This is a genomic window from Streptomyces sp. NPDC047022, assembly GCF_040644155.1.
Taxonomy (GTDB): Bacteria; Actinomycetota; Actinomycetes; order Streptomycetales; family Streptomycetaceae; genus Streptomyces.
Map to the genome: position 1 here is coordinate 226,134 of NZ_JBEYVV010000005.1, position 25,778 is coordinate 251,911.

A 25,778-nucleotide genomic window follows, 5' to 3' on the forward strand; every position below is an offset into this window, starting at 1 on the left:
GGTTTCCCGCGGTGCTCAGCAGATCCGGCCGAAGGTCAGATCGGTGTTCCGGGACACACGTGCGGCGGCCGCGACGTACCGCTCGACCAATTCCGTCGCGAATGTCTCGTCGAGCCGTCCCTCGTTGTAGAAGAGCAGGACGTGGAATCCCGCCTGGTGCGGTACGAGAACCAATTCCAGTTCGAATCGGCTGCCCACTCCGTCGGGCACCAGGACTTCCAGGGCGAGTCCGCCCGCGGTGGTGCTGTAGACCGGTTCGGCGAGCATCTGGAAAACGATGTCGTCGGCTCTCGCGCCTTGGCTCTGCGCCTCTCGCAACGGCAGCAGCTGATACGGGACACCCTGGTTGAGGAAGGCGCCCGTGACGGTGGAGTGGGTGGCTCGCAGGGCGTCCAGGGCACCGGCCGCGGGATCGAAGCGGGTGCGAAGGACGACCATGTTGGCCAGGAACCCGACGGTCCGGCGCAGTTCGGGCCGGGTCCGGTTGGCGTACAGGGAGGCGACGGCCAGGTCGGTGTGGCCGGTGGCCTGGTGCAGGACTGCGTAGTAGAGGGTCAGCAGCAGGGAGAAGAGGGTGCTGCGGCCGGTGCGGGCGGCGTCACGCAGGCCGGCCACCGCGGCCCGGTCCAGTTCGCGCCTGACCAGCGCGGTTCTGCGCGGCCCGGGCACGTCCCGGACGGGCAGCGGTGCCAGGGTGAGTCCGGCCAGGCGCTCCTGCCAGTACTCCTGCTGGGCACGGAGTTCGCCACCGTCCAGGGCCGCTCGCTGCCATGCGGCGAAGGCGCTGAAGGGCAGGCCCTGCGGGGGCCGTTCCGTGTGGCTGCCGCGGGCCTGGTCGAGCAGGGCGCACAGATCCTGGAAGACGACCCCGCACGACCAGGAGTCGGTGACGAGATGGTGCATGTTGAGGCACAGCACATGGTCGTCGTCCGCGACCTGCCAGAGCGTGATGCGGAAGGCGGATCGAGCCGGGTCGATGCGCGCGGCCAGTTCCTCTGCGACGGCCTCCCGCAGCGCCCGCTCGGGCTCGCCGTCGAGCCGCCGCGGTCGTAGCTGGACCGGCGCGGACGCCCGGACGAGGCCGCGCAGATCGCGTCCGCCGCCGCGGAACACCGTCCTCAGGGATTCATGCCGGGAAATAACCGTCTCCAGACACTGCCGGAGCACTCCCGCATCCAGCGGTCCGCGAATGCGGCACATCATGGGACAGTTCAGAGCGCCGTCATGACCCCGATACCGGTCCAGGAACCACAGAAGCCGCTGTCCCGCGGAAGGATCGATCTCCCGTTCTACCGGTATTTGCTCTTCCGGTGTCCGTTCTTCCTGCTTTCGCTCATCTGGGCTGGCCACCCGGTCAAGCTACCGGCGGCCGGAAGGAGCCCGTGCTTTCGCTGAAAGATGTTTGGCGGCATTGAAAGATTTCCCCCGCCGCCCGGTACGCGACGTTAGCCTCGGCCGCATGCAGGACCTGGATGTTCAGGCCCGGGTACGCACCCGGCTCTCCTGGGACTACTCGACGGGGAGCGGCAGGCTGCGGACCCTCACCCGCCGCGCCCACGACGGCCAGTGGGACGCGGAACGCGACATCGACTGGACGGCGCCGGTGCCCTTCGGGGCCCCGCTGCCCGACGGCTCCGCATTCGCACGGGCGTCGTTCGAGGCGTCGCCGATGGCGGAGCGGGGACGCGCGGGGTGGGACGACTTCCGCTGGCAGCTTCAGGCATGGCTGGTCAGCCAGTTCCTGCACGGTGAACAGGCGGCGCTCGCGGTGGCCGCCCGCCTGGTGGAGTCCCTGCCGACGGTCGAGGCGAAGCTGTGCGCCGCGACGCAGGTGACCGACGAGGCCCGGCATGTCGAGGTGTTCGCGCGCTATCTGCGGGAACACGTCCCCGATCCGTACCCGGTCAACGCTGATCTGCGGGCCCTGCTGGAGGACGTGCTGCGCGATTCACGGTGGGACATGACGGCGCTCGGTATGCAGATCATGGTCGAGGCGCTGGCGATGGCCGCGTTCCGGCTGGCCGGCTCCTCGTTCCACGACCCGCTGATCCGGCGGATCAGCGATCTGGTGGCGCGCGACGAGGCCCGGCACGTCTCGCTGGGTGTGGTGTCGCTCGAGGAGGTGTACCGGGAGCTGTCCAGCCGGGAACTGGCCGACCGGGAGGAACTGGTGCTGGAGGCCGCGGCGCTGATGCGGCGGCGCTTCCTGCTCGCCGATGTCTGGGAGCGCCTGGACGTGGACCGGACGGCAGGGCTGGCCTACGCCGCGGGGGACCCGGCGATGGTGATGTACCGGCAGACGGTGTTCGCACGGGTGGTGTCCGCGCTGGTGCACATCGGGCTGATGTCGGAGCGGGTGCGTCAGGGGCTCGCGGACCTGGATCTGCTCAGTTACGGGACCGTGCCCCGCCGGCTGTCCCGTCGGCCGTCCGGCCGGTCCGTGTGAGGAATTTCCGGCGGTCGATCGGAGGGAGGCGGGGATGACCACGGACGCGCAGGACGCGGCGGGTTCGGCCCGCGCGCTGTCGGTACGGCTGTTCATGGCCGGGCTGGGGGCGGCGGAGCTGATGACCGCCTATCTGGGCCTGCGGCTCGGCCTGTACGACGAGCTGGTCAAGGGCCCGGCCACCGCGGACGAGCTGGCGCGGCGCGCGGGCGTCGACCGGCGGTACGCGCTCGAGTGGCTGGAGCAGCAGGCGGCGGCCGGGATCCTGATCACGGACGAGAGCGAACCGGAAGCCGCGCGGCGCGTGTTCGTCCTGCCCGCCGGGCACGCGGAAGCGCTCACCGATCCGGACAGCCCGCACTCGATCGCACCGCTGGTGGTGCTGCCCATCGGAGGGCTGTCCGCCGTGCTGCCGAGACTGGCCGACGCCTTCCGCACCGGGCAGGGCGTTCCGTACGCCGCGTACGGCGCTCAGCTGCGCGGCGGTCAGGAAGGCCTGAACAAGCCGGTCTTCCAGCACCAGCTCGCCGGGTGGATCGCCGCCACGCTGCCGCAGGTGCACGCGGCGCTGTCCGCCGAGGGCGGCCGTATCGCCGATGTCGCCTGCGGGACCGGCTGGTCGTCGATCGCCCTGGCGCAGGCGTACCCGCGCGCCCGGGTGCATGGGCTGGACCTCGACGAGGCGTCGGTGGCGGACGCCCGGCGCAACGCCCGCGAGTCCGGGCTCGCCGACCGGGTCGGCTTCCAGGTCCAGGACGCGTCCGACCCCGCGTTGGCCGGCCGGTTCGACCTGGTGTGCGTCTTCGACGCGCTGCACGACATGGCGCGTCCGGTCCAGGTGCTGAGCGCATGCCGGGCGCTGCTGGCGGACGGCGGCAGCGTGCTGCTGATGGAGCCGAACGTGGGCGAGCGCTTCCGCGCGCCGGCCCCGGAGACCGAGCGGTACCAGTACGCGGTCAGCGTGCTGCACTGTCTGCCGGTGGGCAGGACGGAAGGGGGTTCGGCCGCCACGGGCACGGTGATGCGGCCCGGGACGGTCCGGGCGTACGCGAAGGCCGCGGGCTTCCGCCAGGTACGGATCCTGCCGGTCCGGCACACCTTCCACCGGCTGTACCAGCTGCGCTGAGCACGCCTCGTACGGCCCATGCCGCACGCGCCGGAGGCCGGACCCGCGCCGAGGAGCGGCGTGGTCCGGCCCCCGGCGGCGCTCAGCTCTCCGGCGTCGTGGAGCCGACCGCCCCGAGGTACTCGTCGAGCAGCCGGTTCACCTCGGTCGGCTTCTCCAGCAGGGCGGCGTGCCCGCTGTTCCTGATCTCCCGGTACTCGGAGCCCGGGATGAGCCGCGCCAGTTCGCGGGCCATCGGGTAGGGGGCCATGATGTCGTGCTCCATGCCGACGACCAGGCAGGGCACCGTGATCGAGGCGATCCGCTGCGGATCGGGGTCGTACGCCGCCGACGCCTCGGCGTGCCCGAGGGCGCCGTGACCGCCGGACGCGGCGAGTCCCCGCAGTCCTTCGAGGTAGGGACCGATGAAGGCGTCCCGGTTCAGCGCACGCGGTCCGAACAGGTACATCGCCCGGTAGATGCCCTCGGTCACCGGAGGCATCACCGCGCCCGACCGCAGCCGTTCCAGCGCGTCCTCGCGAATCGCCCGGTGCAGGGCGCTCGGCTTCCACGGCACACCCACGATGGCGGCCCGGGTCAGCAGTTCGGGCCGTTCCACGGCGAGTTCCAGGATGATCGTGGCGCCCAGGGAGTAGCCCACGATCGCGCACGGCCCGATGCCGAGCTGCTCGATGAGGTCGGCGGTGTCCTGGGCCAGGCCCTCCATGGTGTAGGGCGGCGGGGTCTCCTCGGACGGCGCCACCCCCCGGTGGTCGAAGGTGATGACGCGGTGCCCGCGCTTGGTGAGGAAGGGCACCTGGGTCTGGTGGAACAGGTTGGCCTGGTGCTGTCCGGCGACCAGAAGGACCGGGGGTGCGTCGGGGTCCCCGAAGATGTCGTAGTTCAGGGTCACGCCCGTCTTCAGTCTGATGTCCACGCTGTCGTCCTTCGTCAGGTAGGGGCACGGCGGCCGGGCCCGTTCTCCGGGGTGCCGGCAAAGGGGCGGACGGATGCCGTGGGGACGCCGGTGACCAGGGCCTCGAAGGCGGCCCGGTCCGGGCCCTCGGCGCGGATCTCCGGCATAGGGTGCTCCCGCAGGAAGGCGAGGATGTGCCGGGACACGGCCCGGTCTCTCATCAGGTCCTGCGGGGTCATGAGCATGTGGTAGAGCCGCAGCGACGCCCTCCGGATGCGCTCGTCGTCGTCGCGCAGCACGGCCATCGCCCGGACGAAACGGTTGGGCAGATCGTCCGCGGGCGGCGCGTGCTCGCCGCGAAGGCCGGCCCGCAGCTGGGAGAGCCGGGCACGGTCGGTGGCGCACTGGATCTCGAACCACACACCGAGGCGGTCCGCAGTCCAGCGCTCGAACCGGGCGGTGTACGCCGCCGGTTCGGCCGCCGCCCGCTCCGCGGTGTGCGCGAGCTGCCGGGCGTGGGCGAAGGCCAGGGACACCCCGCGGCCGAACGTGGGGTTGGTCTGTAGCGCGGCGTCGCCGACCATGACCAGTCCGGCGGCCACCGGCCTGCCGTCCATGTCGAGCAGGCTGCGGCGGCGGTTCTCCAGCCGGCCCATGGGCGCGGGTTCGTCCAGCGGCACACCGCGCTCGCACCACTCGGCCGTGGCCGGCACGGCCTGAAGGAAGCGGGTGAAGGTCTCCGGCTCGCGCAGGCGGTGCTTGTACGGGTCGTCGACCGCCACCGTGGCGGAGAGCTGGAAGGTGCCGTTGTCGGCGGGGAAGACGAGGGTGGTCCCGTAGTCGAGTTCGGTGACGATGGGGACGGTGGTGGACGGGAAGGAGCAGCCCGGGCGCAGCCGGTAGTGCCGGGTGAGGTAGAAGAAGCCGCACGGCTGCGCCGTCTCCCGCGGAGTTCCCAGGCCCGCCTCGGCAAGCCACTTGGTGAGCTGCGAGCGGCGGCCCGACGCGTCCACCACGAGGTCGCCGGTGTGCTCGGCCCCGTCCCGCGTGCGTACGCCCGTCACGCGGGTGACGCCTCCGGCGTCGCCGCCGGTCAGCAGAGCCCTCACCCGGGCTCCGGCGACCGTCGTGATCCCCGGCTCGGCCGCCATGGTCCGACGGATCACCCCTTCGTAGACCAGGCGCCGGCTGAGGACGGCGGCATCGTCGGAGCCGGTCTCCAGCGGGGTGACGCGGGCCCCTCGGGCAGCGAGCGCCGCCGGCAGCTCCGGGAGCTCCCCGCGCAGGACGCGGGTGGACAGACCGAGGAAGGCGTGGCCCTGGCGGGCGTGCGGCACCTGTCGGCGTTCCCAGTCGCGCCAGTCGTCGTCAGCACCGGCTCCCGGAGGGGGCGGGCCCCCGTCCTCCAGCACCGTGACGCGGTGCCCGCGCCGGGCGCAGAACAACGCGGTGGCCGATCCGGCCAGTCCGGCGCCGATCACCAGGATGTGGGCCACGGCCGGTCACCGGCCGGCCGCGGTGACCGGTGCGGACCAGTCGACACGGTAGCCGTAGACGGTCTCGGCGTTCTTCAGGCCCAGTCTGAGGAAGAACGGCAGCATCAGGTCGCGCAGCGCGCGGCCCACCGGTCCGGCGGGGGTCATCTGCCCGCCGGTGCGGCGGGCCTGCCGGATCAGGCCCTCCAACCGCGGGCGGCGCAGCGACTCGAACGCGGCGAAGGCGGCCCGGGCGTGGGGCAGGTCGCGCAGGCACTTGGCGAGGACGACCGCGTCCTCCATGCCGAGTGCGGCCCCTTGCCCCAGGTGCGGTGAGATGGCGTGCGCGGCGTCTCCGATGAGCGCCACGTCGCCCTGGTGCCAGGCCGGCACGGACGGCAGGTCGTACAACGGCCACCGGCCGATCGGTCCCTCGGTGGCGCGCAGGATCTCGCCCACGAGCCGGTGGTCGCCGGCGTGGCGGCGAATCAGCTGCTCGCGCCACTCGCCGTCGGTGATCGACGCGGCCCAGCCGCGCGCGGGTTCGCTGGTCTCGGTGTGGTTCTCGAACCAGTACACCTCGCCGCCCGGCAGCACCTGATAGCCGAAGAAGCCGCGCAGGCCGAACATCATGCGGAAGGTGCCGTCCGGGGATCCCGGCGCGTGGGTGCGGGCGAAGCCGCCCGAACCGATGCCCTGGGTGAAGCTCGGCGCGGGGGCCCCGGGGAACACGGCGGCGCGCGTGGCGGAGTTGATGCCGTCGGCGCCGACGAGGAACTCTCCGTCGGTGGTGCTGCCGTCGGCGAAGACGGCCGTGATCTCGCCCGGCCGTCCGCCTTTGACATCGGTCAGGCGCCTGCCGAATTCCACCTGGATTCCGGCCTGTTCGGCGCATTCACGCAGTGCCTTGTTCAGCAGGCCGCGTTTGACGCAGGTGGTGTGTTCGGGGTTGCTCCCGATGGTGCGGCCCTTGTGGTTGGAGAAGACGAGCCGGGTGGTCGCGGCCCCGTGGGCGAGCACGGTGTCGGCGATGCCCAGGGTCTCAAGGACTCCGCGTCCGTTGGGGCCGAGGTTGAGGAAGGAGCCGGCATGGTCGTCGGGTTCGGGGCGGGCCTCGAAGAGCACCGGTGTGTAGCCGCAGCGGGTCAGGAACAGGGCCAGCACCGGTCCCGTGATGCCGCATCCGGCGATGAGGGCGCGCCGTTCGCGGGGCGTAGGCGGCACGGGTGCCTCAGGCATGAAGGACTCCTCATTGCGAGTGGACGTTCCCCGTGGACCGCGCCACGGGGGACGGGACTTCTCGGCCTCGGCCGGGCCTCAGCCGGTGACGAAACCGCGGAACTTGCGCACCGTCACAAACGCGCACAGCGCGCTCACTCCCACCGTCCAGGCGACGGTGGCGAGCACGGGCACCAGCAGTGGCCCGCCATGGGACAGTCCGACCAGGGCCTCGACGGTGGTCGAGACGGGGTTGGCAGCGACCACCGGGCGGATCCCGGAGGGGAAGGCGCCGGACGGCATGTAACCGGTGGAGAGCATCGTCAGGGCGAGTGTGGGCATCTGCACCCAGCGCATGATGACCGGCGGATAGGGCGCGGACAGCGCCGCGACCACCGCGAGGGAGGTGCACATCAGCCCGAACAGCGCGACGAGCAGGAAGAAACCGAGAGCGGCTGCGACGCCTTGATGGAAGCGGAACCCGGGCAGCTGCGCGATCAGCGCGACCAGGACCGCGATGCCGAGGATCCGCACAAGGTCACCGAGGACGCGGCCGGCCAGCACGGACACGGCGTTGATCGGCATGGCGCGCAGCCGGTCGAAGACACCGCTGCGGATGTCCACCCAGAACGCGATGGCACTGGAACCGATCGCGGAGAAGGCGGTGATGAGAATGACCAGCGGGGCGAGGCGGACGACATAGCTCACCCCCAGCGTGTCACGGACGATGATCCTGAATGTGGCCAGCAGCATGAACAATTGCAGCAGCGGGAAACCGAAGGTCGACAGCAGCATCATGGGGCTGCGCACGAAGTGCTTCAGCGTCCGGCCGCCGATGATCGTGGACTGGGTCCACAGCCCGGTCGTCGCGGTACGCACGGAGGTGGAGTAGGTCGCGGTCACTGGGTCACCTTCCGGAACGCGCGTGCGGTGGTCCATCCGAAGAACAAGGCCAGTCCCGCGCACCAGAGCACGGCCGGCACTATCCGTCCGACGGTGGGATCACCGCTGGACAGTGCCCGAAGCGCGTCGATCACGGCCGACACCGGGGAATTGCGCACCACGGGCTGGAGCCAGTCCGGGAAGAGCGCGGCGGGGACGAACCCGTTGGAGACCACCAGCAGTGGCAGATAGGGAAGGTAGAGCGCGGCCGCCAGCGCCTCCTGGTTGCGCAGGCTCAGCCCGAGGGTGGCGGTGACGGCGGCCAGGGCGACGGTGAAGGCGACGGCGACCAGGAGGAAGCCGACCGCGGCGGCGGGCCCCGCGTGGAACCGGAACCCGGCGAGATGCGCGACGACACTGACGACGACGGTGGAGGTCAGCGCTTCGGCGGCCACGACCAGCAGCCGGGCGATGCCCAGGGCGGATCCGGCGATGGGCATGGTGCGCAGCCGGTTGAACAGGCCGCTGCCGCGGTCGGCGGCCAGGGACATGGCGGAGGCGATCGCGACGAACATCAGGGCCTGGACGACGAGGGTCGGTGTGACGAAGCGGCCGTAGTCGATGCCCTTGGCGTGCAGCATGCGGCTGAAGGTGGCGTAGAAGATGCCGAAGAACAGCAGGGGCTGCGCGAGGGTGCCGATGAGCGCGCCCCTGCCGAAGGAGCGCCGGAAGTCCCGCTCGGCGAGGACCCGGACGTCGTGTGCGAGTCCGGGCACGACGACCGTGACGGGGACGGCGGCGGTCATGCCCGGGCCTCCGGAACCTGGGGGCCGGCACCGGAACCGGTGGGATCCGGGTGGTCGGCCGTGAGGGCGAAGAAGACGTCGTTGAGCGTGGGCGGGTGCACGGCGACGTCGTCGGCGTGGATCCCTGCGTCCTTGAGCGCGTCGATGACCCGGCCCAGGTCCTCGGTGCCGCGAACGGGAACGACGAGGCAGTCCTCGCGGACGCTGACCGTCATCGAGGCGGTGAGGAGTCCGGCGGCGCGGGCACGGACGGCGTCGTCGGCCACGACGACCTCGCAGACCGAGCCCCCGGTCTGCTGCTTCAGCTCGCGCGGGGTGCCCTGGGCGATGACCCGTCCGTGATCGATGACGACGATGCGGTCGGCGAGTGCGTCGGCCTCGTCCAGGTACTGAGTCGTGAGCAGGATCGCCATCCCGTCGGCGGCGAGTTCGCGGACGGCCTCCCACAGGGTTTCACGGCTGCGCGGGTCGAGTCCCGTCGTCGGTTCGTCCAGGATCAGTACGGGCCGCGGGACGACCAGTCCGACAGCCAGGTCGAGTTTGCGTCGCATCCCGCCCGAGTACTGCCCCACGGGCCGGTCGGCGCTCTCCGTGAGGCCGAAGCGGGCCAGCAGCTCCGCCGCGCGGGAGGCGGCGCCGGACCTGGACAGGCCGAGCAGCCGGGCGAAGAAGACCAGGTTCTCGCGGCCGGTGAGGGTCTCGTCCACGGCCGCGAACTGTCCGGTGACCGCGAGGGCCGCCCGTACTCCGTGCGGGTCGGCTCGCACGTCGCAACCGGCCACGGTGGCGGTGCCGCCGTCGGGGGTCAACAGGGTGGTCAGGCAGTTGATGAGTGTGGTCTTGCCCGCTCCGTTGGGTCCCAGCAGTCCGACCACGGAACCGGCGGAGACGGAGAACGACACGTCGTCGACGGCTGTCGTCGGACCGAAGCGTTTGCACAGCCGCTCGACGGAGATCACGGCGTCGGACACGGGAAAGCCCCTCTCTTCACGCCGGAGGTGCGCAGGTCTCGGACGCGCGCACAGAACCCTCAGAACCTAGCGATGTGGGCATGTCCACTCCGGTCTCCTTTCAGGTCTCTTTCACCAGGCGGCGGCCTCGCCGTTCAGCCCGCGACAAGCTCGTTCTGTTCGCGCAGCTGCCCCACCACATAAGCGATCACGTCCTCGGAGGTGGCGATCTTCCGGCCGGTCTCCTCGTCGATGGGCGGCAGGTCGAAGTCGTCCTCGACGGCGAAAGCGAGCTCCAGCAGGGCCAGGGAGTGGTACCCCAGGTCGTTGACCAGGTGGGCGGGCCCCTCGTCGGGAAACCCTTCGGGGTCCGGGGCCAGCTGTCGGACGATGCTCAGGATGGCCGCACGGACGGCGCTTTCGGTATGGGCCATGTCTCTCCTAGGGCTGTTGATGATCTGCCGCTTCGGCCACGAGGGTCCCCCAGATCGCGCGGCGCCTCGGCTTGCCGCTCGGGGTCCGTGCGAGGGTTCCGCGCCCGGCCCTGAGCACGAGGGCGTCGGCGCCCGGGACCGTGCGGCGCAGCAGACGGCGTACGGCGTCGTCGGCGGCCGGATCCGGGGTGCCGGTGCCGTCCTCGGCGACCAGGGCGGCGACGGGTCCGGTGCTGTCCTCGCCGAGCACCACGGCAGCACGCGGGGGCAGCAATCCGGCGCGGCGGAGCGTCTGTTCCACATCTTCCGCGAAGACCCACTGGCCGCGCAGCTTCAGGCCGTCCCCGATCCGGCCGTGCACGAAGAGCTGTCCGTCGGCGAGGAAACCGGCGTCGCCGGTGCGCAGTTCGCCGTCGGCCACGCGGGTGTCCCGCAGTTCGTCCCCGAGGTGGCCGAGGGCCAGATGCGGCCCGCGTACGGCGATCTCCCCGACCGCGCGGTCCGGCAGTTCCCGGCCGTCGTCGTCGACGATCCGCACGGTCGTGCCGGGCAGCGGGGTGCCGCAGCCGACGACCGACTTCTCCTCGGTCCACTGCTGCCCGTGCCGCAGCCCGGTGACGGCGAGCGACGCCTCGGCCAGACCGTAGGCGGGCAACAGGGCCGTGCGGCGCAGTCCGTGCAGGCCGAGCAGCGCGTGGAACTCGCGCAGTGTGGCGGGCGCGATGCGTTCGGCGCCGACCACCAGGGATCGCCAGCCGGAGAAGTCCAGGCCGGCCAGGTCTTCGGGGCGGACCTTGCGCAGGATGTGGTCGAGCGCGAAGGCGGGGGTGGCGCTGACGGACGCGCCGCGCAGGCCGAAGCATCGCAGGTACTCCAGCGGTCTGCGCACGAAGGTCTCGGGCCGCATCAGCCACAGCTCGTTCTGGGCGAGCACGGCACCGAGCAGACAGCCTACGAGCCCCATGTCGTGGTGGACCGGCAGCCAGCTGGCCCAGACGGTGCCGGGCCCTGCCTCCAGCCATTCGCGGATGGTGGCGACATGGCCGGCCAGGGCGGCGGCGTCGAGGGCGACACCGCGGGCGCGCCCGCCGGAACCGGAGGTGAACTGCACCAGTCCGAGCGGGGCCGGAGGCCGTCTCGGACCGGTCTCCTCCTCGTCGTCGAGCAGGGCGGCGCTGTGCAGCAGGGGTATCCCGGGTGGGAGGGGATGCGGGGGCGTGCCCTGGGCGATCACGGCGCGTGGCCGGGCTGCCGCCAGCAGCGCGGCCATCCGGTCGTCGGGGCTCGCCCCCGTGGGCGCGTCGGCGATCGGCGGTGGCAGCGGGGCCGGGGTGGCTCCGGCCAGCAGGGTGCCGAAGAACGCGGCGACGAACTCGGGGGAGGCGGGCAGCAGGAGAGCGACGATGTCTCCGCGTCCTGTTCCTGCCCGCAGGAGCGCGTGCGCCGCCCGGCGGCTGAGCCCGGCCAGCTCGGCGTAGGAGAGGCGGCGCCAGCTCCCCTCGCCGGTACCGAAGTTCACGCCGGCGCGGGTGCTGGGCTCCTCCAGCCAGGTGAGCAACGTGGCAGCGGACACGGCCGGTCACCTCCGATGCGCCGTGGACACCGGCGAGCGTAGGGGCGCTACGGCCGGTGCCGGACGATGCTGTTGGGTGTCTTTCACCCGCCCCTGCCGGGTGCGCTCTCCAAGGGATGCTGGTCTCCCCGCCGGCATGTCCAGACGGAGGTGTCCCATGCTGGAAGGCTTCGTACCGTGGCCCGCCGAGTTCGCCGAGCGCTACCGCACGGAGGGCTACTGGCAGGGCCTGACCCTCTACGACCTGCTGCGCTCCGCGGAGCACGAGCACCGGGAGCGCACCGCGGTGGTCGCGGGCGGCCTGCGGCTGACGTTCCGTCAGCTCCTGGCCCGGGCCGACGAGATGGCCGCCGGTCTGTACGGCATCGGGATACGCGCCGGGGACCGGGTGGTCGTCCAACTGCCCAACCAGGCGTCGTTCGTCGTGCTGAGCTTCGCGCTGTTCCGGCTGGGCGCAGTGCCCGTGATGGCGCTGCCCGGGCATCGGCGCAGCGAGATCGTCCACCTGTGCCGGTACACGGACGCCGTCGCCTACGTGGTGCCGGACCGCTTCCAGGGCTTCGACCACCGTGCCCTCGCCCGTGAGGTGCGCGCCGAGGTGCCGGGGCTGCGCCATGTGCTGGTGGCGGGCGACGCGGCGGAGTTCACTCCGCTGGACGAGGTGCGTGCCGCCCCGCTGGACCTGCCGCCGGTCGATTCCTCGGAGGTGGCGCTGCTCCTGTTGTCCGGCGGTACGACCGGGCTGCCGAAGCTGATCCCGCGTACCCATGACGACTACGCCTACAACGCGCTGGCGTGCGGCGAGGCCCTGGGTATGGACCGGCACGGTGCGTATCTCGCGGCCACCCCGGTGGCCCACAACGCCGCGCTGGGCTGTCCCGGGGTGCTGGGCACGCTCTTCGTCGGCGGCAAGGCGGTGCTCGCGCTGAACCCGAGCCCGGAGGAGGCCCTGCCGCTCGTGCTGCGCGAACGGGTCACCCTGACCACCTTGGTCCCGCCGCTGGTGATGATGTGGCTGGCGGATCCCGAGGTGGCCAAGGCGGATCTGTCCGGGTTGCTGCTGCAGGTCGGCAGCTCCAAGTTCCAGCCGGAGGTGGCCCGTCGGGTGACGGCCACCCTGGGGTGCCGGCTCACCCAGTGGTACGGCATCGGGGAGGGGCTGCTCACCCACACCCGGCTGGACGACCCCGAGGAGGTGATCCTCACGACGGAGGGCCGTCCGCTGTGCCCGGCGGACGAGATCAGGGTGGTGGACGAGTCGGACCGCGAGGTTTCGCCGGGCGAGGTGGGCGAGTTGCTGACGCGCGGGCCGTACACGATCCGCGGGTACTACCGGGCGCCCGAGCACAACGCCCGTTCCTTCACCCCGGACGGGTTCTTCCGCACCGGCGATCTGGTCCGGGTGACCTCCGAGGGGAACCTGGTGGTGTCGGGGCGGGTGAAGGACATCATCCACCGGGGCGGCGACAAGGTGTCCGCGGAGGAGGTGGAGAGCCATCTGCTGACCCATCCGGCTGTGCGGGACGTCGCGGTGGTGGGCCTTGCGGACGAGCGGCTCGGTGAGCGGGTCTGCGCGTTCGTGGTGCCGTCCTCGCCGCCGGCCGGGCAGCCGCTGCGGCTCGGACGGCTGAAGGCGTACCTCACCGAGCGCGGGCTCGCCACCTACAAGCTCCCCGATCGGCTGGAGCTGGTGGACGACTTCCCGAAGACGCCCGTGGGCAAGGTGGACAAGAAGGCGCTGCGGGCCCGTGGCGGAGACTGAGGGTGCGTTCCTGCGGGCCGTGCTGCCGCCCTGGGCGTGCGGCGCGGACCGCGTCGGCGACGTGGCGTCGGGCGAGTTGTTCGAGGCGCAGACGCCGGGCAGGAGCGCGGGGCAGCGGCGCCGGGCCGAGTTCGCCGCGGGCCGCCGGTGCGCGCAACGGGCGCTGGCCGCACTGGGCAGTGCGCCGTCGGCGGTGCCCCGGGGCCCGCGCGGCGTGCCCGTGTGGCCCGCCGGAGTGGTGGGCGCCATCACGCACTGTGCCGGATTCCAGGCCGCGGCCGTATGTCTGTCCCGTGACGCGTGGGGGCTCGGTCTGGACGCCGAGCCTGCCGAGCCGCTGCCCGAGCGCGTACGGGCCCGGCTGCTGACGGCACGGGAGACCGCCCTGGCCGGTGAGCTGCGCGCACGGCTTCCTGGGCTGCCGGCGGACCGGCTGCTGTTCAGTGCTCGGGAGGCGGCCTACAAGGCATGGCCCGCCCATCGGGGAGAACCACCGCCGCTGCGTGCCCTGAGCGTCGACGAGGCCTGCGGATCCGCGGCCGGTTCGGCGTCGGGCGACTTCATGGTCCGGCTGCCGGACGGATACGCGCTGCCTGACGGATACGCACCGCCCGACGGGTACGCACCGCCCGGCGGACGGTGTCTGCACGGCAGGTGGCACGCCGCGGCGGGGCTGCTCGTCACGTGCGTGGTGATCGCGCGTCGGCCGTCCGGCCGATGAGTGCCGGCTGGTGCGGTCCGCCGCCGGCCCGCTCAGCACAGGTCCGGATGCGCCTCCAGCACATAGCCACGGCCCCACACGGTTCGGATGGACAGCCCCAGGGGCTGGATTCGGTCTCGGATCCGCATCATGTGCAGATCCAGGGCGTTACGAGTGTGTGAGCCGCTGACCTGGCCGAGCCGGAACCGGAGGGCCTCACGAGGCACCACCTCACGGTAGCGCGCCACGAGCAGTTCCAGCAGTTCCGCCTGGGTGGGCGAGACGGTGACGAAACGGGAGCAGAAATGAAGGACACCGCTCTCGTCCAGGCTCGGTAAGCGGTTCATCTGGTAGCGGCGGCTCAGGGCGTCCACCCTGGCCTGCAGATCATGCGCGGGGATTGGCGCCCGCACCCAGTCCTCGCACACGTCCTCGCATATGGGGGCCGCCGCGCCCGCCTCGACGACCAGTATCCGGGGGACCCCCTCGGACTTACATCGGTCACGCAATTCCCGTTGCGCCGGCCATCTCAGGAGCCGGACCTCTTCACGTGACAACTACACGCTCCCTCCACGCGCTTGCTGCCGTGCCAGACTGGGGCCCGTGTGACTATTGCCGCCTTGAAGTCGGGTGGCACACCAACCGGCACCTGTCGTATGCCGGCCGGCCATGCGCAACCGTACTGCCGATACCGACGGAGGAAATGCTTCCGCTTCTCTTTTTTCAGCCTCACCGCACGAGACACGCACTCAGGTCAGCGGTGATTACACACCACTCCCGGAGTGGTTTAACGTCGAATTTAATTCCCCGTATTGGAGTTTCTACAGCTCGGGCGACGCCATGCCTGCCAGAGCTCCGCCGCACCATGGCGCGACCGCACGTGGCCCAATCTACGTTCCGGACCATTGCGGACGCCCAAATCTGTCAGTTGTGTTTCGGTCAGGCTCAGCGCAGCGCGACGGGCACGCTGCGGTAGGACCGGAAGGTGACACTCGGCCTGCGCACGACCTCTCCCGCCGCCTTCAGCGCCGGGGCGTGCCGCAGTAGCCAGCCGATCGCCGCACGCCCCTCGATCCTGGCCAGATGGGCACCGAGGCAGTGGTGGGCGCCACCGCCGAAGCTCAGCTGAGGATTGGGTGCACGGCCCACGTCGAGCCGTTCGGGAGCCGCGAACCGGCGCTCGTCGTGGTTGGCAGAGCCCAGCAGGAGCACCAGCACCCGCCCGGCACGCACGGTCCGCCCGCCGACCTCCACCGGCTCGCGCACGAGACGGGCGGTGGCCTGGATGGGCGCGTCGAAACGCAGGAACTCCTCCACCGCGCCCGGCAGCAACTCCGGGTCGCGGCGCAGCCGGGCGGCCTGGTCCGGATGGTCGACCAGCGCCGCGACGCTGGTGGCGATGAGGTTGGTGGTGGTCTCGAACCCGGCGAAGAACAGGAACACCGTGTTGTCGACGATTTCCTCCGCGGTCAGCCGACCACCCGGCTGCTCGGCGTCCTCGGCCACGATCATCCGGGAGAGCAGGTCCTCACCGAGCGACGCACGTCGCCCGCGCAGCAGTTCGCCGATGTACTCGCGCAGCCAGGCCACCGCCCCGTGGGCCGCCGCCCGGTCCTCTTCGGGCACGTACAGGGCGAACGCCTTGGCGAGATCGATGGCGTACGGCCGCACCAAGTCCCGGTCGACGGGCGGGATGCCGACCAGCTCGCACACGACGGAGACCGGCAGCGGGAAGGCCAGTTCGGTGACCGCGTCGAACGTGCCCCGCTCCAGCGCCGGCGTGAGCAGTTCGCCGACCTTCCGCTCCACATAGCCGTGCATCTGCTGGATCAGCCGCGGGCTGAACGCCTGGGCCATCAGCCGGCGCAGCCGTGTGTGATCCGGTGCGTCACGGTCCAGGACGATCCGCTGGAAGAAACTCTGGGCCGGACCTTCTCCCGTGCTGAATTCGTGATACTCCGGGGGATATTCATGACTGAGCCGACGATCACGCAGCAGCGGCGCGACATCGTCGTAACGGCTCACCACCCACTGGCCGGGGCCACCTCTGCTCAATCCCCCGGAGTCACGCAGCTCACGGTAGATCGGATAGGGGTTCTGAAGCACCGCGGGGTCCCTGGAATCGAATTTCATGGGCAGATCGAAAGGCATTCCGCTCCCCCAGGTCGAGAAATTCCTGCAGCGCGCGCACCTTACCACCGCGCGGCAACGCGCACGGCGCCCGGGAACAACATTCCGGTGGTCGCGTAATTCTCTGTCCAACCCCTTTCAAAATCCCGCGTCAATGCATGGCCCACCAGGCATCCTCTGCCCTGTGACCGAGGCGATGGACACACAACTCCCCAGGTTCGTCCTCGACGACCCCGAGTTCCTGCGCGATCCGTACCCGGTCTACCGGGAACTGCGTGCACGGGGGCCGCTGTGCCGCGGCGGACCGGCCCAGTGGGTCGTCACCCGCCACGCGGAGGTCTCGGCCCTGCTGCGAGACCGGCGGCTCGGCAGGGAGTTTCCCGAGGAGTTCCAGAACCTCTCGGTGGGTCCGGGGCCCGCCGTGGACTTTCTGCGTCGTATCGTCATCGACCGGGACCCCGAGGAACACACCCGGCTGCGCAGGCTGTTGACCCGCGCCCTGAGCCCTCCGGTGGCGCGCTCCCTGGCCGAGCCCATCGCCGCCATGACCGACGACCTGCTGGAACGGGCCGTGACGGACGGGAGGTTCGACGCGGTCCGCGATCTCGCCCAGCCGCTGCCGGTGCTGGTGATGAGCGCCCTGCTCGGCATCCCCGAGGAGGATCGCGCCGCGGTCATGGAGCGCTCGATCGACGTCTCCAAGGCGTTCGCGGTGTTCATCCCGGAGGCGGAGCGAGCCGCCGCGCACGCGGCGGTCGTCTGGCTGCGCGACTACTTCCGTGCCCTGCTGCGTCGGCGCCTGGCCGAGCCGGGCGACGACCTGCTCACCGCCATCGCCACGGCGCGGGAGGGGAACTGGCGGCTGACCGAGGAGGAAGCCGTCGACAACGTCCTGTTCCTCTACTACGCCGGTTTCGAGACCACGACCAACCTGATCGCGACGGGCTGCGCGGTCCTGGCCCGCCATCCGGGCGAGCAGGCCCGGCTGAGGGCCGACCGCTCACTGCTGCCGACCGCATTGGAGGAGTTCCTGCGCTGGGACGCGCCGATCCACACCACGACCCGGCTCACCCTGGAACCGGTCGAGGTCGGCGGGCGTACCCTGCGCCGGGGCAGGGTCGTGGTCCTGCTGCTGGCCTCGGCCAACCACGACGAGCGGCGGTTCGCGGAGCCCGGCCGGCTGGATGTGGGCCGGCACCCCAATCCGCACCTCAGCTTCGGCGGCGGGGTCCACCACTGCCTCGGCGCCATGCTGGCCCGGGTGGAGGGGACGGCGGTCTTCGGGCGGCTCCTGGGCCGGTTCGGGGAATTTCAGCCCGCGGGGCCGGCGGACTGGCAGCCGAGCGGAGGCGGCTTTCGTTTCCCCTATTGCGCCTATCGGAGCGTCCCGGTGCGGGTTCGCTGAGGCCGGTCGCAGCGCTGCGGTGCGGGTCCGCCGAGACTCACCGACAGGGCGGAGCGGTCGACGAGCCCGCTGGACGCGGATCCCGCCGGCCGCTCGCCACATGCCGCGCCGGCTGAATGCGGGGTGTCCCCACGGGGTCACGGCCGGCGCCCGCGTCAGTCGGCGGGAAGAATGTTGTGATTCACCCGGAACAGGTTCTCCGGGTCGTATTTCGCCTTGAGGGTGCGCAGACGCGGATAGTTCACGCCGTAGGCGTCGGCCACCCGCTGCGGGCCGTCGTCGCCGAGGTGATTCACGTAAACGCCGCCTGTCGTGTAGGGCAGGACGCGTTCGTATACGTTCTGTGTCCATTCGATGTTCTGCTGGTCCTCGCTCTCGTCCTCCCATTGGCTGAGAACGCTGACGAGATATCCCTCGCGGTGCGGGAATGCGGTGGCCTCCGGCGGCAGTTGCGCCATCACACCTCCCATGAGGCCGCCGCCGACGAGGGACAGCGGCGAGGGGTTGCTCGCATAGCCGTCGCCGAGGATCTCCACGGCATCGGGGTGCAGTTCGGCCAGGTGGAAGGAGCGCGCGTACAGGCGGCGGCCCGCCACCGTGTTGTCGTCCAGCATCCGCTGCACGGAGAGGTAGGGCATCCGGCCGACGTGGTTGAGCAGTGGCTTCTGCCCCAGTCCGGCCAGCGGCGCCACCGCCTCCTCGGCTCCGGCCGAGGTGTCGGCGTGCACATAACCCAGGCCGACCGCCGGTTCCCCGTCCACGGTGAGGAAGGCGAAGGAGGTGGTCAACGCGTCGGGCGCACTCTGGTTGAACTCCCCCAGCCGACGCGCCACGGCACCGGTCTCGGCGACCGGGAAGGCCAGCAGCCCGGCCAGACAGTCACCCTGGGGATGGAGCTTGTACTCGAAGGCCGTGGCCACGCCGAAGTTGCCGCCGCCTCCGCGGATCGCCCAGAACAGATCGGCGTCGTCCTGCGGACTCGCCCGGCGCACCTCGCCGCCGGCGAGCACGATGTCGGCGGACAGCAGGTTGTCCACCAGCAGCCCCCGGTAGCGGCCGAGCCAGCCGAGCCCTCCGCCCAGGGTCATGCCGCCGATGCCGATGTACGACTCCTGCGAGCCGGTCACCGCGAGCCCGAAGTGCATCGTCTCGGCGTCGAACTCGCCCTGCAGCAGGCCGGGCTGGGCCCGCACGGTACGCCGGCCGGGGTCGACTCCGATGCCCTTGAGCGCGGAGGTGTCGATGACGAGACCGCCCTCGCAACTGCCGGTGCCCGCGAAGCAGTGGCCGCCGCCGGTGACAGCGAGCCGGATGTCGCGCTCCTTGGCGAACCGCACGGCGGTGATCACGTCGGCGGCGCCCTGGACCCGTACGATCGCGCCCGGACGGCGCTCGAAGTAGGCGTTCCAGATGGCCTTGGCGGCCGGGTATTCCCGGTCGTCCTCGGTGATGACGGGGCCGCGCAGCCGTTCGCGCAGCTCGGTGACGGCGCTTTCCGGCACGCTTGCGCCCTGGGACGTGGTCAACCGCATCGCGTCTCCCGCACGGGTGGGTTTCCTGGCTTCTGCCGGGCCATTCAATTCCCGTACGCGGTGTTGCGGCCGAGAGGGGACAGACCCCGGAAAGATCCGCGCCGGTCTTGCTCTGCGGACAGATCTCGCGCGCGGTCTTCGGGCGGTCCGACGTCGCGAGGGCTAGGCTGGTGCGGTCCTCAGCCGCGTCCGACCCGACCACCGGAGCCGCGAGATGCACGTCCGCCGTGTCGTTCCCAACCTCCCGTCGCAGTCTTTCGGCAAGAGCTCGGAGTTCTACGGAGTCCTGGGCTTCGTGGAAGTCATGAACCACGGTTGGATCATGACCCTCGCGTCCCCCGAAAATCCCGCCGTCCAGGTCAGTCTGATGACCGAGGACAAGACGGCGCCGGTCATCCCCGACATGAGCATCGAGGTCGAGGATGTGGACGCCGTGTACGCCGCCATGCGGGAACGCGGCGCGGAGATCGTCCATCCGCTGGGCGACGAGGAGTGGGGCGTGCGCCGCTTCTTCGTCCGCGACCCCGACGGCCGCGTGGTCAACGTCCTGAGCCACATCTGAGGCGGCCGGACGGCCGCGTCGGCGCTCCGCCCGGCCACTCCTTGGTCCTGCTCGGCCCCGAGCCGGGCAGTGCGGGCACGGTCCTGCGGGCCGTCGCGTTCGCATGCGGATCCGCGCATCGGATGCATGCGCCCTGCTCGTCGCACCACTGACGCGCTGCGGGAACCAGCGGCATAGTCGTGGCCATGGATCTGAGAGCGGAGTCGGCGGCGTGACGGATGTAGCGAAGGACGCACAGGGTGTCGGGTCGGAGACTGATGGTCAAAGCCTGTGGCGTCAGCCGGATTTCCTGCTGCTGTGGAGTGGCCAGACGGTCAGTGAGATGGGATCGGCGGTCACCGAGGTCGCGTTGCCGCTGCTCGCGCTCGTCGCGCTCGACGCGAGCACGTTCCAGGTCGGACTGCTGACCGCGGCCACCACTCTGGCCTTCGCGGTGATCGCGTTGCCGGCGGGTGCGATGGTGGACGGCGCCGCCAAGCGTTCCATCATGATCGTCTGCGACGTTCTCCGTCTGGTGATCATCGGCTCGGTTCCGGTGGCAGCGGCCTTCGGCGTCCTGACGATGGCACAGCTGTACGTGGTCGCGTTGGCGGCGGGTGTGTGCTCGGTGTTCTTCGACGTCTCGTACCAGAGTTATCTTCCGTCACTCATTCGCGCCGATCACCTGATGAGCGCCAACGGCAAGCTCGGGACCACCCAGGCGTTCGCGCAGCTCGGCGGACCGAGTCTGGGCGGCGGGCTGGTCGGGTTGTTCGGCGCCGCGGGGGCGATGACGGCCGACGCGCTCTCCTACTCGGTCTCGGTCCTGTCGGTCCTCGGGATCAGGGCCCGGGAGGAGCCGCCGCCCGCACGTTCGGCGGACGAGACGCTGCGGCGCCGTATCGCCGAAGGACTGAAGTTCGTTTTCGGGCACAGCATTCTGCGCAGGGTCGTGGCGTGCACGGGCACCGCGAACCTGTTCAACGGCATGGATTCGGCGCTGGCGATGGTCTTCCTCATCCGGGTGCTGCACGTGCGTCCCGCGCTGACCGGGCTGATCATGGCGGGTGCGGCCATCGGCGGGATCGCCGGGGGAGCGTTCGCGGGCCGGCTCGCCAAGAAGGTCGGCTCGGCGCGCATCATCTGGGTGTCGGTACTGGTCTTCAGCGCGCCGCAGGTCATCGCGGCCGCTGCCTGGCGGGGCTGGGGAGTGCTGCTGTTCCCGCTGGGCTGGGGCATCGCGTACTTCTCCGGGATGGTCTACAACATCGCCCAGCTCAGCTACCGGCAATCGGTGACACCGCCGGAGATGATGGGCCGGATGAATGCGGCCGTCCGCTGGGTCGTGTGGGGCACGTTGCCGCTCGGCGGCGTCCTGGGCGGGGTACTCGGCACCCTGATCGGGGTGCGGCCCGCGCTCTGTCTGGCGTTCATCGGTTCCTGGGCGGCCGGCTGGTTCGTGTTCTTCTCCCCGCTCCGCCACATGCGCGACGTCCCCCGGCCCGCGCCCGCGTCCGCCCCGGTCGGTACGAGTTGATGACGAGCGCGGGTTCCTGGTGCCGTGCCGGGCCCGCGCCCCGCGCTCACCTCGCGCGCCCGGCTCAGCACGTGCTCACAGCCTCGGTGGAACCAGCGCGGCGGCCAGGGCCCGAGCCGCCGCCGTCGTGCGTTCGCGGTCGCCGGTTGCGACCAGGTCCAGGAGCAGGCCGCGAAAGGCGGCGAGCGACAGGGTCGCGACGGCGGAAGCGTGTTCCCGGCCGACGGCCCCGACCGCGACGAGGTGGTCGCCGATCAGCGTGAGCCAGTCGTGGACGATTCCGTTGAGGAATTCCGGGTAGCGCTGGGGGTCGCGGACCGCGTATCCGTACGCCTCGAAGAAGCGCCAATAGCCCGTCTGCTCCGGACTCGACATGGCATCCCAGACCGCCTCGAAGGCGTGGCCAGGCTCGGCGGAAGTCAGAACCGTGGAGTTCCTCAGCCCCCAGCCCGTCACCGGCCGCGTGGGCTGAAAAGCACCGAGCGGGTGAGCCTGGAACCGGTCAACGCCGCCTGTGCGGACCAAGGTTGAGCAACACTGTGCCGAGAGGGCGGAGGGTGAGGGCCCGCGCGGGCAGCGGGGGCGCGGCCGGGCTTGCGCGAAGGCCGTCCAGGAGCAGGGCGAGGGGGCGGTGCCAGGCAACATGGCGGACGACACACGCCGACCGGCTGCCGCCCGCGCGGGCTACACCCAGGCCAGGGCACTGTCCCCTTCAGCAGCCGACCTCTGGCATGGGTGACGGACGGGAAGGCGCCCGCCCGTGCTCCCCCTGGAACGGCTGCCGCCGCAGCCCTGCTTCGCAGGCCGGGCCATCGGTGACGCCGCTCGCACGCCGAAGCACGCCTCAGACCTGGACGGCGCTTGCGGGTTCGGACCTGTCGGCGCAGGACGGCGGCTTGGGACGGCCGGGCAGGAGCAGGCAGAGCGGTACGGCGACGGCGGTGAGCGCGACCGCCACCAGAAGGCGTCGCCGTAGCCGTCGGCGAGGGCCCCGGGGTTCGGGCGCCCCCGGCGGTGTGCTGGAGGATGACGGCGGGGACGGCGGTGCCCACCGAGCCGCCGATCTGCTGGGCGACGCGCGTGAGGGAACACCTCACGGATCGCATCAAGTCCCTGCCCTTCGACCTGCCGCGCCACGAAATCCTCACGACCTCCGCCCCCGCGCCCGACCACGTCCTCGAAGAGATCGTCGACACGATCTTCCTTCCCCTCGTGCGCTGACCGGGGCACCTCGCAAACGGTCCTCAGACCGGGGCAAGACCGAGAGCGGGGAGCCGAACCCCCGCCGAACGTCGTCCGCGTCCGACCGGTCGGACGCGGACGACGCCGAACAGCACACCCTGCCGAAGTGCGGGGAACGACCGGCGCCGAGAAGCGCACCGCCGCGCGAGCGGCGTGGGGAGCCGGGCCGTGCGTTCCTCTTGACTCGACGTGCGACGACGACGATCCTCGTGGCGTATCTCGCGGTGAACATGACAATCTCAGGCCAAGTCCACGGGCGTCGCCCGGCCTGGAGCGTCGACCGCTCATCCCGCCGACCGAGGGACGTGAGCCGTGACCCCGACCAGTCGCCCGTACCGCAGACGCAAGCACGTCACCCTCGTGTCGCTGCTGCTCCTCCTGCTGTCCTTCGCCCTCGGCCCCACCCCGAGTGCCGCGGCGGGAGGCGACTGGTGGGACCCGGTCGCACGGCCCACGCCGGACTCCCAGATCAATGTCACCGGCGAGCCGTTCACCGGCACCGACGCGGACGGACATGTGCGCGGCTTCGTCGACGCCCATGACCACCTGTTCGCGAACGAGGCGTTCGGCGGCCGGCTCATCTGCGGCAAGGTGTTCTCCGAAGCCGGTATCGCCGACGCGCTCAAGGACTGTCCCGAGCACTACCCCGACGGCTCCCTCGCCATCTTCGACTTCATCACCAAGGGCGGCGACGGCCGGCACGACCCGGTCGGCTGGCCCACCTTCAAGGACTGGCCCGCCCACGACTCGCTCACCCACCAGCAGAACTACTACGCGTGGGTGGAACGCGCCTGGCGCGGCGGCCAGCGCGTGCTGGTCAACGACCTCGTCACCAACGGTGTGATCTGCTCCGTGTACTTCTTCAAGGACCGCAGCTGCGACGAGATGACCTCGCTCAGGCTCCAGGCCAGGATGACCTACGATCTCCAGGCCTACGTCGACAAGATGTACGGCGGCCCCGGCAAGGGCTGGTTCCGGATCGTCACCGACAGCGCCCAGGCCCGTGAGGTCATCAAGCAGGGCAAGCTGGCGGTCGTCCTCGGGGTCGAGACCTCCGAACCCTTCGGCTGCAAGATGATCCTGGACATTCCGCAGTGCGACAAGGGCGACATCGACCGGGGCCTGGACGAGCTGTACTCGCTGGGCGTGCGCAGCATGTTCCTGTGCCACAAGTTCGACAACGCGCTGTGCGGCGTACGCTTCGACTCCGGCACGCTCGGAACCGCCATCAACGTCGGGCAGTTCCTGTCCACCGGCACCTTCTGGAAGACCGAGAAGTGCACCGGTCCCCAGCACGACAATCCCATCGGGTCGGCCGCGGCGCCCGAGGCCGAGGCGAAGCTCCCGGCCGGCGTGAGCGTCCCGTCGTACGGCGCGGACGCCCAGTGCAACAGCCGCGGGCTCACCGACCTCGGCGAGTACGCCGTGCGCGGCATGATGAAGCGCAAGATGATGCTCGAGATCGACCACATGAGCGTCAAGGGCGTCGGCCGCGTGCTCGACATCCTCGAGTCCGCCTCCTACCCCGGCGTGCTTTCCTCGCACAGCTGGATGGACATGGACTGGACCGACCGGGTCTACGGCCTCGGCGGCTTCATCGCCCAGTACATGCACGGCTCGGAGGAATTCATCGCCGAGGCGAACCGCACCAAGGCCCTGCGCGACAAGTACGGCGTCGGCTACGGCTTCGGGACCGACATGAACGGCGTCGGCGGCTGGCCCGGACCGCGCGGCGCGGACGCCCCGAACAAGGTCACCTACCCGTTCCGCAGCGTCGACGGCGGCTCCCTCATCGACCGGCAGACCACGGGGCAGCGCACCTGGGACTTCAACACGGACGGAGCCGCGCACCACGGCCTCGTCCCGGACTGGATCGAGGACATCCGCAAGGTCGGCGGTCAGAGCGTGGTCGACGACCTGTTCCGCGGCGCCGAGTCCTATCTCGACACCTGGGGAGCCACGGAACACCACCAGGCATCGGTGGATCTGGCCCAAGGGGCGCCGGCCACGGCCAGTTCGACGGAGTGGAACCCGTTCGTCAGCTACGCGCCCGCTCGCGCCGTCGACGGCACCCGGGACACCCGCTGGGCCAGCGACTGGAGCGACGACCAGTGGCTGCAGATCGACCTGGGCGCCACCCACCGGGTCGGGAGCGTCACCCTCGACTGGGAGCGCGCGTACGCGAAGTCGTACCGCATCGAACTGTCCACCGACGGCGCGAACTGGCAGACCGTCTGGTCCACGACCACCGGCGACGGCGGCCTGGACACCGCCCGCTTCAGCGGCACCCCCGCCCGCTACGTCCGCGTGCACGGCCTGCAACGCGGCACAGGCTGGGGCTACTCGCTCTACGACGTCGGCGTCCACAGCGACTGACAGCGGCGATCGCCCGTGCGCCCGCACCGGCCTCCCCACCGTACCGGGGATGCCGGTGCGCCGGCTCGGCTCCGTACGGCTGTGGCCGGATCGGTCGTCCGACGCCGTTCACACGGAGTGATACGGCGGCGATGTTGACGTGGTGAAGATGTTCATCGCGCCTTCGGTCTACGCGGCCGCCTTCCCCGGCTTCGCCGCGCCGAAGGAGACGCCGAAGCGGTTGCACCAGCTGCTGACGCTGCCGTGCTTCGCCAGGTCCACGTCCGCGGACAGCTGGTAGTACTGGTCGCGTCGAGCGGGATGGTGGTGCCCCATCGGGCAAACGGTCTTGCCCCGTGGCCTCATGTCCCGGCCAGGGTTCTCTTCCAGTGCCGCGGCAGGCGACGTTCGCCCCGTCGCGACCTCGGCTACGCGCCCACGGTGCGCCCCCTGCGCCGCATCACGGGCCTGACACCCGGCCACCACTTCCAGGTCTTCATGTGCAGCTGGAACGCGGCAGGCGAGGGCAAGCCCCGCATCGCCGGCGAAACGGTGGTGCCCTGACGCGAGGTCACCGACGGGCCCCGGGTCGATGTCGGTGCCGGCACCGCTCACGGCGTAGTGATGGCGTTGAGAGCCCGGGGGTCGATGCGCTCCCGGAAGGGCGGCGGCCGGGGCGCCGTGAATGATTTCCTGTGGCGTGATCGGTCCTGACCTGGGTCGTCGTGCGGCCGTCCGAGTCAGAAGGCGGGCGCGGATCCGGGTTTCC

The 25,778-nt window shown here is 71.0% G+C and carries 23 protein-coding genes and 1 pseudogene; 10 read left to right on the plus strand and 14 right to left on the minus strand.

All coding sequences use genetic code 11. From position 1 onward, the window contains the following. Positions 1–15: 15 nt before the first annotated feature. Positions 16–1,350 (minus strand): condensation domain-containing protein, encoded by a 1,335-nt coding sequence (locus ABZ845_RS09085; protein WP_360975063.1) that lies wholly within the window; start codon positions 1,348–1,350, stop codon positions 16–18. A gap of 109 nt (positions 1,351–1,459) precedes the next feature. Between ABZ845_RS09085 and ABZ845_RS09090 the strand changes: the two genes are divergently transcribed. Together ABZ845_RS09090 and ABZ845_RS09095 are read left to right on the plus strand one after the other, a co-directional pair. Next, the gene (locus ABZ845_RS09090) at positions 1,460–2,446 is read left to right on the plus strand and encodes a ferritin-like domain-containing protein (protein WP_360975066.1); all 987 of its coding nucleotides are present in this window, start codon (positions 1,460–1,462) and stop codon (positions 2,444–2,446) included. Between the two features lie 34 nt (positions 2,447–2,480). Further along, a complete protein-coding gene (locus ABZ845_RS09095; protein ID WP_360975069.1) occupies positions 2,481–3,572 on the plus strand; it encodes a class I SAM-dependent methyltransferase in 1,092 nt (363 codons plus the stop codon). 82 nt (positions 3,573–3,654) lie between these two features. Here ABZ845_RS09095 and ABZ845_RS09100 read toward each other — a convergent pair whose 3' ends face one another. From ABZ845_RS09100 to ABZ845_RS09135, 8 genes are all read right to left on the minus strand, one after another. Continuing rightward, positions 3,655–4,488 (minus strand): alpha/beta hydrolase, encoded by an 834-nt coding sequence (locus tag ABZ845_RS09100; protein WP_360975072.1) that lies wholly within the window; start codon positions 4,486–4,488, stop codon positions 3,655–3,657. Positions 4,489–4,502: 14 nt separating this feature from the next. Next, entirely contained in the window at positions 4,503–5,963 is a 1,461-nt protein-coding gene (locus tag ABZ845_RS09105; protein ID WP_360975075.1) for an FAD-dependent oxidoreductase, read from the minus strand. Between the two features lie 6 nt (positions 5,964–5,969). After that, positions 5,970–7,181, minus strand: coding sequence for an NAD(P)/FAD-dependent oxidoreductase (locus ABZ845_RS09110; protein WP_360975078.1), 1,212 nt, complete (start codon positions 7,179–7,181; stop codon positions 5,970–5,972). A 78-nt stretch (positions 7,182–7,259) separates the two neighbouring features. Next, complete coding sequence (locus ABZ845_RS09115; protein ID WP_360975081.1) at positions 7,260–8,063, minus strand: ABC transporter permease; 804 nt, start codon at positions 8,061–8,063, stop codon at positions 7,260–7,262. Next, on the minus strand, positions 8,060–8,848 hold the full coding sequence (locus ABZ845_RS09120; protein WP_360975084.1) for an ABC transporter permease: 789 nt from the start codon (positions 8,846–8,848) through the stop codon (positions 8,060–8,062). The genes ABZ845_RS09115 and ABZ845_RS09120 overlap by 4 nt, the downstream gene beginning before the upstream one ends. Then, positions 8,845–9,819, minus strand: a complete 975-nt coding sequence (locus ABZ845_RS09125) for an ATP-binding cassette domain-containing protein (RefSeq protein ID WP_360975087.1) — start codon at positions 9,817–9,819, stop codon at positions 8,845–8,847. Before ABZ845_RS09125 ends, ABZ845_RS09120 begins: the two co-directional genes overlap by 4 nt. Before the next feature lie 134 nt (positions 9,820–9,953). Continuing rightward, on the minus strand, positions 9,954–10,232 hold the full coding sequence (locus ABZ845_RS09130; RefSeq protein WP_360975090.1) for a hypothetical protein: 279 nt from the start codon (positions 10,230–10,232) through the stop codon (positions 9,954–9,956). 7 nt (positions 10,233–10,239) lie between these two features. Beyond that, on the minus strand, positions 10,240–11,805 hold the full coding sequence (locus tag ABZ845_RS09135; protein ID WP_360975094.1) for an AMP-binding protein: 1,566 nt from the start codon (positions 11,803–11,805) through the stop codon (positions 10,240–10,242). Between the two features lie 157 nt (positions 11,806–11,962). On the opposite strand from ABZ845_RS09135, the gene ABZ845_RS09140 reads away from it, so the two are divergent. After that, positions 11,963–13,567 (plus strand): AMP-binding protein, encoded by a 1,605-nt coding sequence (locus tag ABZ845_RS09140; RefSeq protein WP_360975098.1) that lies wholly within the window; start codon positions 11,963–11,965, stop codon positions 13,565–13,567. Further along, complete coding sequence (locus tag ABZ845_RS09145) at positions 13,554–14,288, plus strand: 4'-phosphopantetheinyl transferase superfamily protein (protein ID WP_360975101.1); 735 nt, start codon at positions 13,554–13,556, stop codon at positions 14,286–14,288. The genes ABZ845_RS09140 and ABZ845_RS09145 overlap by 14 nt, the downstream gene beginning before the upstream one ends. Positions 14,289–14,320: 32 nt before the next feature. Here the strand turns inward: ABZ845_RS09145 and ABZ845_RS09150 are convergent, their stop codons facing one another. Together ABZ845_RS09150 and ABZ845_RS09155 are read right to left on the minus strand one after the other, a co-directional pair. Continuing rightward, complete coding sequence (locus ABZ845_RS09150) at positions 14,321–14,776, minus strand: winged helix-turn-helix domain-containing protein (protein WP_360975104.1); 456 nt, start codon at positions 14,774–14,776, stop codon at positions 14,321–14,323. 436 nt (positions 14,777–15,212) lie between these two features. Beyond that, entirely contained in the window at positions 15,213–16,400 is a 1,188-nt protein-coding gene (locus ABZ845_RS09155) for a cytochrome P450 (RefSeq protein ID WP_360975107.1), read from the minus strand. Between the two features lie 181 nt (positions 16,401–16,581). Here ABZ845_RS09155 and ABZ845_RS09160 point away from each other — a divergent pair, with 181 nt between their 5' ends. Beyond that, entirely contained in the window at positions 16,582–17,802 is a 1,221-nt protein-coding gene (locus ABZ845_RS09160) for a cytochrome P450 (protein ID WP_360975110.1), read from the plus strand. A 155-nt stretch (positions 17,803–17,957) separates the two neighbouring features. On the opposite strand, the gene ABZ845_RS09165 is transcribed toward ABZ845_RS09160, so the two are convergent. Next, positions 17,958–19,334 (minus strand): FAD-binding oxidoreductase, encoded by a 1,377-nt coding sequence (locus ABZ845_RS09165; RefSeq protein WP_360975113.1) that lies wholly within the window; start codon positions 19,332–19,334, stop codon positions 17,958–17,960. A gap of 214 nt (positions 19,335–19,548) precedes the next feature. Here ABZ845_RS09165 and ABZ845_RS09170 point away from each other — a divergent pair, with 214 nt between their 5' ends. Next, the gene (locus ABZ845_RS09170) at positions 19,549–19,896 is read left to right on the plus strand and encodes a VOC family protein (RefSeq protein ID WP_360975116.1); all 348 of its coding nucleotides are present in this window, start codon (positions 19,549–19,551) and stop codon (positions 19,894–19,896) included. A 211-nt stretch (positions 19,897–20,107) separates the two neighbouring features. Then, complete coding sequence (locus ABZ845_RS09175) at positions 20,108–21,412, plus strand: MFS transporter (protein ID WP_360975119.1); 1,305 nt, start codon at positions 20,108–20,110, stop codon at positions 21,410–21,412. Between the two features lie 75 nt (positions 21,413–21,487). Here ABZ845_RS09175 and ABZ845_RS09180 read toward each other — a convergent pair whose 3' ends face one another. Beyond that, positions 21,488–21,787 (minus strand): hypothetical protein, encoded by a 300-nt coding sequence (locus ABZ845_RS09180; protein WP_360975122.1) that lies wholly within the window; start codon positions 21,785–21,787, stop codon positions 21,488–21,490. A gap of 711 nt (positions 21,788–22,498) precedes the next feature. Here ABZ845_RS09180 and ABZ845_RS09185 point away from each other — a divergent pair. Then, a pseudogene (locus ABZ845_RS09185) lies at positions 22,499–22,633 on the plus strand (TetR family transcriptional regulator); the annotation flags it as partial. A gap of 333 nt (positions 22,634–22,966) precedes the next feature. Continuing rightward, entirely contained in the window at positions 22,967–25,030 is a 2,064-nt protein-coding gene (locus tag ABZ845_RS09190; RefSeq protein ID WP_360975125.1) for a discoidin domain-containing protein, read from the plus strand. Positions 25,031–25,198: 168 nt separating this feature from the next. Here the strand turns inward: ABZ845_RS09190 and ABZ845_RS09195 are convergent, their stop codons facing one another. Continuing rightward, positions 25,199–25,345, minus strand: coding sequence for a DM13 domain-containing protein (locus ABZ845_RS09195; protein ID WP_360975128.1), 147 nt, complete (start codon positions 25,343–25,345; stop codon positions 25,199–25,201). A 105-nt stretch (positions 25,346–25,450) separates the two neighbouring features. On the opposite strand from ABZ845_RS09195, the gene ABZ845_RS09200 reads away from it, so the two are divergent. Continuing rightward, complete coding sequence (locus tag ABZ845_RS09200) at positions 25,451–25,573, plus strand: hypothetical protein (protein ID WP_360975131.1); 123 nt, start codon at positions 25,451–25,453, stop codon at positions 25,571–25,573. Positions 25,574–25,778: the final 205 nt, after the last annotated feature.